The sequence below is a fragment of the Pseudoalteromonas sp. 1CM17D genome (assembly GCF_023161805.1).
Classification (GTDB): domain Bacteria; phylum Pseudomonadota; class Gammaproteobacteria; order Enterobacterales; family Alteromonadaceae; genus Pseudoalteromonas; species Pseudoalteromonas atlantica.
In genome coordinates this window covers 75,166-90,910 of sequence record NZ_JALNTP010000013.1, presented here as the reverse complement: position 1 = coordinate 90,910, position 15,745 = coordinate 75,166, and the positions used below count along the sequence as shown (strand labels likewise).

Annotated in this window: 9 protein-coding genes; all 9 read left to right on the top strand. The window is 36.8% G+C overall.

Translation table 11 applies throughout. The features are described 5' to 3' along the window. Window positions 1-708: 708 nt before the first annotated feature. On the top strand, window positions 709-1,788 hold the full coding sequence (gene rfbB / locus MSC25_RS18300) for a dTDP-glucose 4,6-dehydratase (RefSeq protein ID WP_138579908.1): 1,080 nt from the start codon (window positions 709-711) through the stop codon (window positions 1,786-1,788). Window positions 1,789-1,827: 39 nt separating this feature from the next. Next, entirely contained in the window at window positions 1,828-3,051 is a 1,224-nt protein-coding gene (gene manA, locus MSC25_RS18295) for a mannose-6-phosphate isomerase, class I (protein WP_248444205.1), read from the top strand. A gap of 48 nt (window positions 3,052-3,099) precedes the next feature. Beyond that, on the top strand, window positions 3,100-4,515 hold the full coding sequence (locus tag MSC25_RS18290) for a mannose-1-phosphate guanylyltransferase/mannose-6-phosphate isomerase (RefSeq protein ID WP_248444204.1): 1,416 nt from the start codon (window positions 3,100-3,102) through the stop codon (window positions 4,513-4,515). 315 nt (window positions 4,516-4,830) lie between these two features. Then, entirely contained in the window at window positions 4,831-5,865 is a 1,035-nt protein-coding gene (gene gmd / locus MSC25_RS18285; RefSeq protein ID WP_248444203.1) for a GDP-mannose 4,6-dehydratase, read from the top strand. Beyond that, a complete protein-coding gene (locus MSC25_RS18280) occupies window positions 5,849-6,760 on the top strand; it encodes a GDP-mannose 4,6-dehydratase (RefSeq protein ID WP_248444201.1) in 912 nt (303 codons plus the stop codon). Before gmd ends, MSC25_RS18280 begins: the two co-directional genes overlap by 17 nt. 251 nt (window positions 6,761-7,011) lie before the next feature. After that, entirely contained in the window at window positions 7,012-8,016 is a 1,005-nt protein-coding gene (locus MSC25_RS18275) for an NAD-dependent epimerase (RefSeq protein ID WP_248444199.1), read from the top strand. A 92-nt stretch (window positions 8,017-8,108) separates the two neighbouring features. Then, a complete protein-coding gene (locus MSC25_RS18270) occupies window positions 8,109-9,206 on the top strand; it encodes a sulfotransferase family 2 domain-containing protein (RefSeq protein WP_248444197.1) in 1,098 nt (365 codons plus the stop codon). After that, entirely contained in the window at window positions 9,207-14,264 is a 5,058-nt protein-coding gene (locus MSC25_RS18265) for a glycosyltransferase (protein ID WP_248444196.1), read from the top strand. A gap of 125 nt (window positions 14,265-14,389) precedes the next feature. Then, entirely contained in the window at window positions 14,390-15,727 is a 1,338-nt protein-coding gene (locus MSC25_RS18260; RefSeq protein WP_248444195.1) for an esterase family protein, read from the top strand. Window positions 15,728-15,745 lie beyond the last annotated feature (18 nt).

Here is a 15,745-nt window from a genome sequence, read left to right as displayed (position 1 = left end):
AAAGAAGAGAAGGAGAAGTAATTATTACTTGTAGACGCACAGCTTGCTGGCGTTATTAATATCTTCTCGGTGTAGCGCGCAGCGCCTCTGTGTCCTCGGTGGTAGATTTGTTTTGGGTTAAGCCCATTCAAGTGGTTAAGTGATTATTACTACCACAGAGAACACGGAGAAGAGAAGGAGAAGATCTTTCTCAGTGCATCGCGCAGCGCCTCTGTGTGCTCTGTGGTAAAATTTTTTGGGCTAGGCCCATTCAAGGGTTAAGTGGTTATTACTACCACAGAGGACACGGAGAAGAAAAGGAGAAGAGCTTTTCCTCTGTGCAGCGCGAAGCGCCTCTGTGCTCTCGGTGGTAGATTTGTTTTTAAATAAACGATGAAAGTGATTTTATTACCACAGAGGACATAAAGAAGAGAAGGAGAAGTAATTATTACTTGTAGACGCACAGCTTGCTGGCGTTAGTAACTTCTCGGTTCAGCGCGCAGGGCTTCTATGTCCTCGGTGGTAAAATGGTTTGGGCTAAAGCTCATAAAGCGATGAGAGATTATCATCACCAAGAATACAATGAAAAAACAGTAGCAATTGCAGGCGCAAGAAAAATTATCTAGTGTAGGCAAATAATGAATTGGACTGAGGGCTTTGCCCCTATCGGTGCATAACAATACTTTAAATGTCAAACACTTAAAGTGAAATTTATAAAGCGGAAAAAAAATGACAGTAAAAAATCTACTAGTAACAGGTGGAGCAGGGTTTATCGGTGCAAATTTTGTTCATTACTGGCTTGCTAACCACCCAAAAGACAAAGTAATAGTGCTTGATGCGCTTACCTATGCAGGTAATAAAGCTAACCTTGATCTAGTAGAGAACAACCCAAATATGACCTTTGTACACGGTGATATTTGCGATACAGCATTAGTAGAAAGTCTAATTGATATGTATCAGCTAAACACCATTGTACATTTTGCTGCCGAGTCGCATGTAGATCGCTCTATAACTGGGCCGGACGCATTCATAGAAACAAACATACTTGGTACATATAGCTTATTAAAGGCAGCTAAAAAAAAGTGGATAGACGAGCCGAAAGAGGCTGGTTATGAGCCTTCGGTACATCGCTTTCATCATGTAAGCACTGACGAAGTCTACGGCACGTTAAGCGCTACCGATCCAGCCTTTACTGAGGAAACAGCCTACGCACCAAATTCACCATATTCAGCATCTAAAGCGGCGAGTGACCATTTAGTGCGCGCGTACCACCATACTTATGGCCTTGAGGTAACAACATCAAACTGCTCTAACAACTATGGGCCGTACCATTTTCCCGAAAAGTTAATTCCTTTAATCGTAACCAATATTCTAAATGATAAACCGCTGCCGGTATATGGTGATGGCAAGCAAATTCGTGACTGGTTATACGTAGAAGACCACGCCCGTGGTATAGAGCTGGTACTACAAAAGGGGCGTATTGGCGAAAACTATAACATTGGTGGCAATAACGAATGGGCAAATATAGATATAGTTAAACTAGTGTGTAAAGTAATGGGTGAAAAGTTTGCTACAAACCCAGCGCTTGCAAAGCGTTTTCCGAACGCTAAATCGGCTATAGCAAATAACGTCGAGCAGCTCATTACCTACGTAGAGGACCGCGCTGGGCACGACCGTCGTTACGCTATTGATGCAACAAAAACCAATAACGAGCTAGGTTATGTACCGGCAGAGAGTTTTGAAACCGGTTTTGCTAAAACACTAGATTGGTATTTAGATAACGAAACGTGGTGGGAAGTACTTTTATAAAATGTACCAAGTCGTTTTTATTAATAAAGAGCTATCTGCATGACAGTTTATCATTTAGAAAACCCCATAATTAATAACGATTGGGGTTGCCCTAAAACCATGGTCGAATTGTATGGGTATCAAAACCCTGACAACCGACCATTAGCAGAACTCTGGATGGGAGCACACCCTAAGGCGGTGTCGTTTGTCAATTTAAATAACAAACAGCATATGCCGTTAAGCGAGTTAATTGCAAACGAACCGGTGGCCGTGCTAGGTCCAAAGTGTGCTAAAAAGTTTACTAACGAACTGTCTTTTTTATTTAAGGTGTTATCGGCCGATTCGCCGTTGTCTATTCAAAGTCATCCAAATAAAGCACAGGCAATAGCTGGATGGGAAAAAGAAAACATAAAGAAAATCCCCTTGTCGGCACCGCACCGAAACTACAAAGACAAAAACCATAAGCCAGAGCTTGTTTATGCGATAACCGAATTTCATGCTTTAAATGGTTTTCGTGAATACGACCAAATAATACAGCTGTTTAACTTAATAAAAGGACCTAAACTCACCCCTATTGTTGAAAAACTAACCCAGTCGTTAGATTCAAGTGGGCTTAAGAGTTTTTATTATGAGCTAATGACTCACCCCACACCGAGTGAGTTGGTTAATGAGGCAATAAATAATATTAAACAGCGATTAAATGCAAATACAGCCCCCGAGTCGCTGAAAGAGCTATGGCAGTTAGCGTTAGATATTAACAGTGAGTACCCAGGTGATATTGGGGTGCTAAGCCCATTTTTAATTAATCATATTATTTTGCAGCCAGGTGAGGCTATGTTTTTAAATGCAGGTACATTGCATGCTTATTTAAAAGGCACCTCCCTTGAAATAATGGCTAACTCAGACAACGTATTACGCGGTGGCTTAACGCATAAGCATATTGATATTAAAGAGCTTTTACATACCACCGTGTTTGAGCCTAAAAAGCAAAATGATCTAACGTTAAATGCTGTAAAAATAAGTGAGTGCGAACAAACGTATCATACTGACGTTGACGATTTTAAGCTAAGTATTATTACTTTAGAAAGTAATACATCACAAGTGGCGTGTACGACCACCTCGGCAGAAATTTTATTTGTTATTGAAGGGGCTGTAAGCGTAACCACTGAACAGAGCACCAGCATAACGTTAAATCCAGGGCAAAGTTGTTTTATATCAGCGCAAAGTAAAGTGTACCACTTATTAGGTAAAGGCAAAGTTGCAAGAGCCAGTACACCTGTTTAAGTAACAAACTGAATTGAATAAAAAGTTTATAAATTAAAGGATAAAGCAATGATTTTACCCGTAATTATGTCAGGCGGAAATGGTTCACGGTTATGGCCATTATCACGTAAACAGCATCCTAAACAGTTTTTATCGTTAATTGGTGAAAGCACGATGTTACAAGAAACCATTTTACGCTTAAAAGGGCTAGAAACACTTGCTCCGTCTATTATTTGTAATAAAGGGCATCGTTTTATTGTTGCAGAGCAGCTTAATGAAATAGATGCACTTGGCGGTGATATTTTATTAGAACCACAAGGCCGAAATACAGCACCTGCGGTTGCTTTAGCGGCTATAAAAGCCATTGAAAAAGGTTCTGATCCGTTACTGCTTGTGTTAGCAGCTGATCATGTTATTACCGATATTAACGCGTTTCATGAAGCAATAAAGCAAGCTCAAGTATGCGCAGAAACCGGCCGGTTAGTGACCTTTGGTATAGTACCAGATAAGCCAGAAACCGGTTACGGTTATATACGCAGCGGTAAAAAAATTAAAGGCAGCGACTGCTTACTTGTTGAAGAGTTTGTAGAAAAGCCAAACTTAAAAACCGCCACCACTTATGTAGAGTCGGGTGAATACTTTTGGAACAGCGGTATGTTTTTATTTAAAGCAAGTACCTACATTCAAGAGCTTGAAAAACACCAGCCAGAAATACTTACGGCATGTAAAGCCGCAATACAAAATGCAGTAATTGACTCAGAATTTATACGTGTGGATGCTGAAACATTTTTAACATGCCCAGACGACTCAATCGATTACGCCATTATGGAGCGTACTCAGCACGCTGCAATGGTGCCACTTAATGCCGGTTGGAGCGATGTAGGCTCGTGGTCATCAATTTGGGAAGTAAAAGAAAAAGACGAAAACCAAAACGTAAAACGTGGTGATGTTAAAAGCATAGATACCAAAAACTGCTTAATTGACGCCCGCGATAAACTTGTTGCCACAATCGGTGTGAGTGATTTAGTGGTTGTAGAAACTAGTGATGCCGTACTAATTGCTGATATATCGCGCGTGCAAGACGTTAAAAAAGTAGTTGAGCAACTAAACCGCGAAGAGCGCCTTGAGTCGGTACAACACAGAACTGTTTACCGCCCGTGGGGGCATATAAACTTACTACAACGCGGTGAGCGTTATAAGTCAAAACAAGTGACTATTAAGCCCCATGCGCGTTTATCATTACAAATGCATTACCACCGTGCAGAGCATTGGATTGTTGTATCGGGCACCGCAAAAGTGCGCTGCGACGATAAAGAATCGCTAATAACCGAAAACCAATCAACGTATATCCCTATTGGTGCAGTGCATTCAATAGAAAACCCAGGCAGTATTCCACTAGTAATGATAGAGGTACAAACTGGGTCGTATATAGCTAAAGATGATATCGTCCGCTTAGAAGATTTATATGGTTTTGATAAAGATTAATATAAGTTAAAGCATAGCAATATATTGCTACTTAATTTATTGAGAATAGAATTTTACCATTAATAAATTAATGCGTAAGCTTGTTAATTTAACTTACTTTAGAGTTACGAGCTCTGAGCACCGATGTAGCCAATGCGCTATTTAACTTGGTGCAAAAAATTGATAAATAGATCTATATTTATTCATTTTAATGTTACTTAACAGGGTAATTCCAAGTTTAAGTAAAGCGGGTTAATGCCGTATGAAATATATAATTGATATATAAAGCTATTATATATCAATTACGTATACCATTTATTCTAAAGAGAAAACAACATGAAAACAGCAATAGTTACAGGGATTACCGGTCAAGATGGCGCCTACTTAGCAGAGTTACTTCTTGAAAAAGGGTATAAAGTTTATGGCACTTACAGACGTACCAGCTCTGTTAATTTTTGGCGCATAGCTGAATTAGGTATTGAGAAACACGAAAATTTAGAATTAGTAGAATATGATTTAACCGATTTATCATCGTCTATCAGATTACTACAAAGCACAAACGCTACAGAGGTTTACAATCTTGCAGCGCAAAGCTTCGTTGGTGTATCGTTTGAGCAACCAATTACAACAGCTGAAATTACTGGACTTGGTCCTGTAAATCTTTTAGAAGCAATTCGTATAGTAAATCCTAAAATTAGATTTTACCAAGCGTCTACTTCTGAAATGTTTGGTAAAGTACAAGCTATTCCACAAGTAGAAACAACGCCATTTTATCCAAGAAGTCCGTACGGTGTTGCTAAGCTGTATGCTCACTGGATGGTAATTAACTACCGTGAGTCTTACGATATATTTGCTACAAGCGGTATTTTATTTAACCACGAATCACCTTTGCGTGGTCAAGAGTTTGTAACACGTAAAATTACAGATTCTGTTGCTAAAATTAAGCTTGGTAAATTAGACGTACTAGAACTGGGCAACATTGATGCTAAACGCGATTGGGGCTATGCCAAAGACTACGTTGAAGGTATGTGGCGTATGCTGCAAGCAGAAAAACCAGACACATATGTACTAGGTACAAACCGTACAGAAACAGTACGTGACTTTGTAACTATGTCGTTTAAAGCAGTAGGTATAAAGCTTGAATGGTCTGGTAGTGCTGAAGACGAAGTAGCAAAAAATGTTGAAACAGGTGCGGTTGTAGTTAAAGTTAACCCTAAATTTTACCGCCCAGCAGAAGTAGAATTGCTGATCGGTAACCCAGAAAAAGCTCAAAAAGAGCTAGGCTGGACGCCTAAAACAACACTAGAAGAGCTTTGCGCTATGATGGTAAAGGCTGACTTACGGAGAAATGAAATTGGATTCTCATTTTAACAAACGAGTTCTAATTACTGGAATTGGTGGCTTTACAGGCCGCCACTTAAAAAAGCATCTTGAAAAGCAAGGAATGAAAGTATATGGCACTACGTATACCTCGTCTTCTATGGAAGATACATTCCCTACGAATATCACAGATGTAACCAGTATGGTTGATATAATTAATAAAGTAGATCCTGACTATATTATTCATTTAGCGGCTATTTCATTTGTTGGGCACGGAGACGCCGCAGAGTTTTATCGTGTGAATGTAATAGGGACCGAAAATTTACTACAAAGTATTCTTAAATCTAACGCCAAAGTAAAAAAAATAATTATTGCCAGTAGCGCTAATATTTACGGTAATAGCGATGTTGATTTAATTTCAGAGACATTACCGCCTGAGCCTGTAAATCATTATGCGTGCAGCAAAATGGCCATGGAAAAAATGGTGGCTAATTATTATAAAAAATTGCCAATAATCATCACTCGCCCGTTTAATTACACTGGTGTAGGACAAGCTGAGCACTTTTTAGTGCCCAAAATAGTTTCTCATTTTCAGCAGCATAAAAGCGAAATCGAACTAGGTAACTTAGACGTGTACCGAGACTTTTCTTCTGTTGATTTTGTAGTTAATGCTTACGCTAAACTATTAGAGTCTAATGTTAAGAATGAAATATTTAATGTGTGTAGTGGTAATAGCTATTCGTTAAAGCAAATAGTTGAACAATTAGAAGCACAAGCGGGTTACAAAATTAATGTTACCGTTAATCCTGCATTTGTACGCGCCGATGAAGTGAAAAAAATAACGGGTGATAACAGTAAATTATTAAAGCTGTTTCCTGAGCTTAAAGTCATTGAGCTATCCGAAGTATTAGAAAGTATGTTGCTTATTACTGAGTATAATAACTAATAGACGAAGCTTTGACGTAGGTATGTACTTAAAAATATAGTTGTAATTAACAATGTTGTGGGAGTTTATAAAGTAAATTTAATACTCATTTGTGAGTAACTGATTAGAATAAAACTGAGGTAGGGGTTGTGCAACAGTCTATCTTTTCAAATGTCGAATAGCGATTTATGTTTACTGTGAATGGCTTTGCAAAAACACATTGATATTATTAAATATTTAAAATACTGGACTTTTTCTCAAAGGAGTATCATATGAAGTACTTAGTTACAGGCTCTGCAGGCTTTATTGGTAGTGCAGTTGTAGAAAGATTAACATCTGCAGGACATCAAGTAATCGGTATTGATAATATCAATGACTACTATGATCCAGCTTTAAAGTATGCACGTTTGAAACGAATTGAACATCCATCTTTCACATTTATTAAAATGGATATTGCAGATAGAGTTGCAATGCCTGCTTTATTTGACAATGAGAAGTTTGATATCGTAATTCATCTTGCTGCACAAGCCGGAGTGAGGTACTCACTTGATAACCCATTAGCTTATGCCGATAGCAACCTTATTGGTCACTTAAATGTTTTGGAAGGGTGTCGTTACAATAACGTAAAGCATCTTGTGTATGCATCAAGCAGTTCAGTATATGGTCTAAATAATAAGATGCCGTTTTCAACCGATAATAGCGTTGATCACCCTATTTCTTTATATGCAGCTACAAAAAAATCAAATGAATTGATGGCACACACTTATTCTCATTTATATAAAATTCCAACTACTGGGTTACGTTTTTTTACCGTATACGGTCCTTGGGGTCGTCCTGATATGGCTTTATTTAAGTTTACTAAAAAAATTATCGAGGGCGAGCAGATTGACATATATAACAATGGGAAGTTAAGTCGAGATTTTACGTATATTGACGATATTGTTGAAGGTATTATTAAAGTTCAAGATAAAATCCCAACAGAGCAAGATGAATGGAACGTGGAATCAGGTACTCCCTCTACTAGTAGTGCACCTTATCGAATCTTTAATATAGGAAATGGAGGACCAGTTAAGTTAATGGATTTTGTGAACTCATTAGAAAATGCACTGGGAATTAAAGCAAAGAAAAACTTTATGCCAATGCAAGACGGTGACGTACGTGCAACTTGGGCTGACACGAAAGGGCTATCTGATTCTACAGGCTATACTCCAAAAACAAATATTGATAATGGAGTAAAAGAATTTGTTGTTTGGTATCGTCAGTTTTATAACTGCTAATCGAGAATGAATTTTAGAGAGTACAGCGTTTCGCTATTAGTTACTTTTATTTGGTGAATTAATAATAACAGAATAAATTAGAGTATCTTCCAATGAGAAAGAAACAACATCAAGACGACTGGTCCAGTGATGAAAGTTTAGCAAAGCCTGACGTTTTAGAAAAAATTCGATACGACGATATAGTTCATGCATACAGATGGATATTAGGTAGAGAGCCTGAATCAAGTGATGTAATACAATCTCATCTAAATAGAAGCTATATATCTAAAGAGCATATGCGTAGGCAATTTTTGAGCTCGCCAGAGTTCATTAAAAGGTGGAAAAGTATTTCGGGTGCAGGAGATCTAATATCGTCACACTTAGATGAGAGCCCGTTTACTAGATCAACAAAGCCAATCGTTTTTTTTCATATACCTAAAACGGGTGGCTCGACAGTTAATTATCATTTAGAGCAAGCTTTTTCAGATGGGGAAAGGTGTGAGGTTAGGCATAACAATATACTAACAACTACTATTCCTATGATTATAAATAAAAAATTATTTTCTGGTCATTTTGATAATAGAATACTTCATATTATACCTGACAACGCAACCTGCTTAACAATGCTTAGAGATCCTAAAGAAAGATTGTTCTCTATTTATAAATACTTTAATTCATTTTCTATAGAAAAGATTTTATTAAACAATTTCACCTTAGCTAAAATTGCGGTCGAAAATGATTTTACTAACTTTCTTAAACATGCTTCAAAGTTAAATCCTGGTGCAATAGATAATTGTTACATGCGAACTTTTTCCATGACACTACCTATTAACAGATGGGAAACGGAAGCTGAAAATAATTGGTCAAATCAATTTGCTTTACTTTCAGATAAACAGCTGAACAAATATTGCAACCAAGCGATTTCGTTACTTGAGGAGCGCTTTAATGTTTACTTTTTTGAAACGTTTGAAAAATCCTTTCACGAGGTAATGAAAATAGCAGGGGTGAGTGAAATTAGTGAAATAAAACATTTTAAAAATCTGGAAAACTTACCAGATAAAGAATTGGAAAAGCTGAGACAAAAAAAATTGAAATTTGAAGAAAGTCCAATTCTTGATCGTCTTACAATGTTTGATCAAAAAATATACTCACACTTTAAATCCATTAATGAATGTAGTCCACAACTATCAAAAAAACATGAGGGTAAATAGTTGAAAAAAGTAAATATTATCACATCCGATAGAGGTTGGATTTTAGAAAAATTAGCTTCTGAAATAACGAGCAGACTACCATACGCAATTCATACCGATGCACCAAGTGCAGATGCTGCAATTAACTATTATATTACATACTCATGTTGGAAAGAAAAAGTTTCTGAAGTTGAGATTGGTTATTTTGCCCATTTGGAGCCCTTTCCTGAGGCGCGTAAAAAGTTTTTCCAAGTCGCACAGAATATGGATTATTGTGTTTGTCACAGCGAACTCTACGCGAACATCTTACGTGATGAAGGGATTAAAAATACTCATGCTATAGCGCCTGGGGTAGATTTGGGTGAGTTTGACGTAAAACTGAAGATCGGAGTGGTTGGGCGAACTTATCATACGGGAAGAAAAGGCGAACATATAGTCTCTAAGGTCATGGATATTCCTAATATTGAATGGCATTTTACGGGAGATGGTTGGCCAAAAGCAGCTCTAAATATTCCTGATGGACAAATGGCAGACTTCTATCACTCTATGGATTATATACTCATACCGGCTCTCTACGAGGGAGGGCCAATGAGCGTAGTTGAGTCATTAGCTACAGGAACAGAGATTATAGCTCCACCGATAGGGTGGGTACCCGAATTTCCACATATAGAATTTCCTGTGGGCGATGTGGCGGCATTAAGGCAGGTTTTAATTGGGTTAATTGAAAAAAAACAAGCATTAAGAGAATCTGTACTATCCAAAACGTGGGAAAATTGGGCTATTGGTCATGATGAATTATTTCAACGACTAATGCCTAAGCAATCAAAAATAAACTTTTCTGCTACAACTGAACAAAAAAAAGAGCTTGGCGTTCTTGAGAATAAGTCAATTGCACTTGTAATGCATGGTAGTGAAGTTTCTACAGCTAAAAATGCTTCTAAAGGTGGTCCCTCAGTTAGAATTCCTAAACTGAATGATAAGCTTAATGAGTTAGGCTTTAACTCTGAAATTAACTTACCAACAGAGCTTGAGTTAAGTAAAGCAGATATAATTCATGGGTTTAATGTTTGGCATCCTAAAAGTTCAAAAGCACTATTTAGAACGGCAAAAAAACTTGGTAAACCTTATGTTTTTTCATCAATATTTTTAGATTTATCAGAGCGACCACTGTGGGAAGCAATCCCTGGCATTATGGATAAATTAGAAAATGTCGATGATTTTGAGGATGTCTTCGATGAATTTAAGCTGGCATTTAGACTCAAAAGTAAAGCATTTAAATACCCTACTGAACCCGAGGATGGGTATTTCTCTACAGTTAGAGAAATTGTACAAGGTAGTGAAACAACGATTCTTTTAAGTAAAAAAGAAAAGCAGCTTCTTGAGTCCATTGATGTTGATACTAGCAACTGTGTAATTGTTCACAATCCTGTTCCAGCCCCCCTGAATCAAAATGTTGATCCAAATTTATTTTCTGATACTTATGGCGTTAAAAATTACGTGTTGTGTGTAGGTCGTATTGAAACTCGTAAAAACCAAATATTATTAGCAAACGCACTTCGTGATACAGATATAGACCTTGTACTTGTTGGGCATACTGCCTCTCCTCAAGTTAAAGATTTGGTTGAGAAACAGCTGGGCGATAGAGTTCACTTTATTGGTCGTCTTGATCCAAGTAGTGATATGTTGGCATCTGCATTTTTAGGAGCAAAAGTATTTGCTTTACCTAGTTGGTCAGAAGGAGCTCCTTTAGCTGCATTAGAAGCGGCTTCGCTTGGTTGTAATATGGTGCTAAGCGATAGAGCTGGAGAGCAAGAATATTTTGGTGATTTAGCTTTATATTGTGATCCTTCTTCGGTGAGCTCTATCCGGACTCAAGTTTTAGCTGCATTTAATAAGTCAGAATCTGTTTCACACAACCCTGTACTTATAAAACATGTTAGTAATAACTTTAATTGGAACAAGCACTCCACTGACACTATTAAGGTATATGAAAATGCTATCACAAAAAATAAAACCGACAGCAGTGTTAACGATTCAACCTTAATGGGTAAAACAATTCTTTATGATGTCACTACAAGTATTAATCGAAGTGGTCGGTGGACAGGTATATCCCGAGTGGAGATGTCTCTAGCAAAAGAGTTGGAAAAAATTAAAAAAGAAGATATTAGATTCATATATTGGGACAACAACCAACGTCAGTTTTATGATCTTCCTGCATGTGCAATTGAACATTCAAGTGCTTTAAAATTCCATGCCTCGCTAATAAAAAAGAGTACCTTAATTGAGAGTGACTCAGTAACCCCAGGGTCGCAGTTAATTGTAGCGGGCAGTGCATGGATGCAAAATTCTCTTTATGCGCAAGGTATAGTAAAGCTTGTTTCTAGATTAGAGTTATATCTTACACCGATTATTTATGATTTGGTCCCATTTGTTGCTCCTTACTGGTTCGACGATGGCTATGCTCCAGTATTTAAGAAAAATTACTTTGACGTAATTGGCTCTGCAGATCACATATTAACAATATCGCAGAATACTAAAAAAGATATAGAAAAATATAGTGAGGGTAATACAAATGTAACAAGCTCTGTCCACATTTTCAGAGTAGGTGACGAAATTAATAAAAAAGAAGTAAGTACTGAAAAGGAAGTATTAGACCTTTCTGAAAGCTCTTTAAAAGTTATTGATGGGAAAGAGTTTATTCTTTGTGTTGGTGCTATACATTCAAGGAAAAACCCTAGTCTTTTATATAATGCTTGGAAAATACTGGCTCAGAAAAAAAATCTAAAATGCCCTCATTTAGTTATAGTTGGAGGCGTTGCTTGGAATGGGCAAGATGTTGCTAAAGCAATGAAAGAAGATGTCGAAGTTAACAAATACATCCATATATTATCAGATATTACAGATATAGAGTTAGATTGGTTATATAGCAATTGTATGTTTACAGTTTACCCTTCGTTATATGAAGGCTGGGGATTACCAGTTGCAGAGAGCTTACTTTATGGTAAGCATTGCTTAACATCAGACAATTCCTCTACGGTAGAAATAGCGCCTTCACTTGTTACACATATTAGTCCTTTAGATCCTGTTTCGTGGGCGACTCAAATTCAATTTTTTACTAGTAGTAAAGCTGCAAGAGAAGACAAAGAAAAGGCTATCAGAGAAGAGTATAAACCTTATTTGTGGAAAGATAGTGCGCAAGAGATTCTTGACATAAGCTCGAAGCTTTATTGTTCTAAGGCTAAAACTAACTTTTACCAATTAAACGATGTCCTTTCTTTCTCTTCATTAGAGCCTGCCTCTGATTACCTAAATGATGGATGGTATTCTGCCGAGCGCTGGGGATGTTGGAGTAAAAGCACCCACTCGAGTATTTCGTTGAGTTTAGCAAATACGAAACAGCATGAAGATGCTTTTATTATTATAAACCTGAAGTCTATGCTTTCTGTTGGTCAGGTTAAGCAGATTAAAGTGCTGGCGAACCAAAAGGAAATAGGGGTGTTGACTGTTTTGAATTCAAAATCTCAAACATATATATTGCCTATTGATCTTAGAGGGGTAATTGCAGATACGCTAAAATTAGATTTTATTAGTAACTACAGTTGCGTGATTTCAAGCATAAAAGGCGGAAATGATGCAAGAGATGTGTCAATTGGTTTAGAAAAGCTGGCAATTGCATCTGCAAGTGATGCTTATCGTGTCATAACTAAATTAAAGCCAGCACATCAATTTGATTTACCTCAATTTTTATCTGCAGATAATTTTTCTTCTAACCTTAAAGGTGAATGGAATACAACACAATTAGGTGTTTGGCCAAAGAAAACATCTTCTTATATTGAATTTGAAGCATTTAGTTACCCAGTAAACGATTTGGAATTAAGTCTTATTTTGCAGATTATGGCTTCAAATGAAAGGCAGCACATTGTTCAAGTTATTATAAATTCGATCAAAACTGAGCAATTTTTGATAGCGGATGGGTGTGTACAAGATTTAAGAATAAAGATACCTTTATCTTTGCGTTGGGAGTCTAACGTTATTCAAGTTCAGCTGAATGTTTTCCCAAGTGACAGTGAACAAGTCCTCGACTCTGAATTGAATCTAGGTCTAATCTCTGCAAGTTTAGCAACTGTTGAAAATACAACACCTCTTTCTCTAATTGAGGCAAGTAAAAAACGGTGTGACTGGGGAGATATAGTTTCTTTTTCTAATGAGCTTAATGAGTTACATCTTACAGCAAATCAATTCTCTAAAGCTGGTTTTTACCCAGCTGATAGCGGTGGCAGCTGGATATCTGGCAATCGCGCTAAAATATTTATTCCATTAAAAACAGTTTACCAAAATGAAGCCTTTTATTTGAGTATTTCGGCTTGTGCTTATGATCGAGGTAGTGATTCATCGGTTCAGGCACTGATTAATGGAACTTTCGGTAAGCTAATAGAACATGATGAAAAGGGCTTTCTTTATCACTTTGCTGAAGGTGTTGTTGCAGAAAATAACATTTTTATGCTTGAGATAATTACAAATAATGCAGTCGTAATATCCCAAAAAAATGTTGAAGTTGATGATAGACATACTCAACTGTTTATTGAACGTTTACAAATACAAAAAGACTTTGAACAAGTAATGTATCAGCCTACATGGAAAAATTATGCTCATTACAATCTTGGTGATGTAATCTCGCATGATATGAACACTTATTTTATTGAAGGCTGGCATAATGCTGAAGCAAGTGGGAGGTGGAGTTCATCCTCATCTGCTGTTGTTGCTATGCAAAAAGAGAAATCTTTAAGTTCAAAATTACTGTTGACCATTAACTGTATTGCTAAACTTAAAAAAGGCAGTCAAAAGGTTGAAGGGGTCATAAATGTAAACAATATACAAGAAGAGGTGGTGATTTTTGAAGATCAAGTGATGCAAAATATTCAGATCCAAATCGACTCATCTGACATCATTTCGTCACCATATCTTGTTGTTGAGCTTTTATATCCAGACCCTGTGGCGCCTAGTGCCACTGGCGAGTCTGCTGATAATAGAGTTTTAGGGTATCATATAAAAGATATTCAAATAAGTGAGTGTGAATAAGTGTTCTAAGTAAGTGTTTGAGTTAGTTACTCATTATTAATATATTTACTTTGATATAGAGAGGGTTATTCCCTCTCTTACTTATAATAAATAACATCTTCAATTTATCTAGAAAATGAGAAACTATGTTTCATAATTTAGAAAACTATAACATTTTATTTTACGGGAAAGACATAATTGTTGTTGCAAAGCTGTTTGACCTAAAAGAGTGCGTTGTTACATTTACTAGTCGTGGTGACGAAGACGCATTACCGCATGTTCCTTTTGGAGGGAATATGCTTAGTGGACGGCATATATCTCACATTTGTGTTATATCAATGTCAAATCACTGGTGGTCGACTGAGGAATGGATACCTTGCTTGGATGCAGTAAAGAACTTTATTAGCTTAAATAACCTGAAAAAAACTGTATTATACGGTGTGTCGATGGGAGGGTATGGTGCTTTATTAGCATCAAATTGTCTTGTTCCTGACAGAGTAGTTGTATTTGGCGCTCAGTTTTCTATTTCTCCAAAAGTAATCCCTGAAGATTCTCGCTGGCTAAGTGATTGGAATAACTTGTTTTCCACCAAAGATATGAAATTACCAGAGGTTCCATTTTCATCTGAAGTTATTTATCTTTACGACCCAAATACAATCGATAAATTGCACGCTCATCAATATAAAGAGGCTATTAAGCAAATATGCTTCATACGGTTTCCTTTTGCAGGTCATGAGGTTTTTAATACCTTAAAAGAGTTAAAATTAGCAGGAGAAATAGCTCTTTATGCATTAAGTTTTGAGCATTCTATCGATTCAATTAGAGAGTTTTGTTGTGTTTCTTACAGGAAAAACAGACGTGATTCACAATCGTATTGGAAAAATATACTGAGTTATAAAAAAGAAAATAGATTAAAAGCATCAGCAGTATCCTTTTTACTAAAAGAGCCTGATTTAAATTTTGTTTCAAAGTTGTCGTTAGCAAATGAACTTAATAGTTCAGGACAGAGCGCGGATAATACAAAGAGTATTTATTTTAGTGCAATTATAGATCTGCCTACACACTCAGCTCCTTGGCGCGGTCTATGGGCCATATATGCTAAAGAAGAAAAATATTTATTGAGCTTAAAATCAGCATTGATTGCACTAGCAAATAGAGAAAATGATGAAGATTTATTGCGGGTAGTTGTCCTTGCTGCTGATGCCGCTGGGGATAGAAAGCTGGTTGAGCTCGTTGCCTCTATATTGTTAGAAAAGGACATAGATGGCGTACATACTTTAAACGTGTTAAATAAGGCTAAATTTGATGTATCTGATCGCATAAGTGTTTCTTCAGAAGCTTATCAAGATTTCCGCCGTTTGCTTGCTTACTTTAAAGAGCAAGCACTGAACTTGTCACTTTTAAATGATACCTCTATTGATAAAATAAAAATTCCTCAATTAGAAAATATTAACCATTCTATTAATACGTTTATTGAGCGATAAGTTGTTTTTGCTATTCAT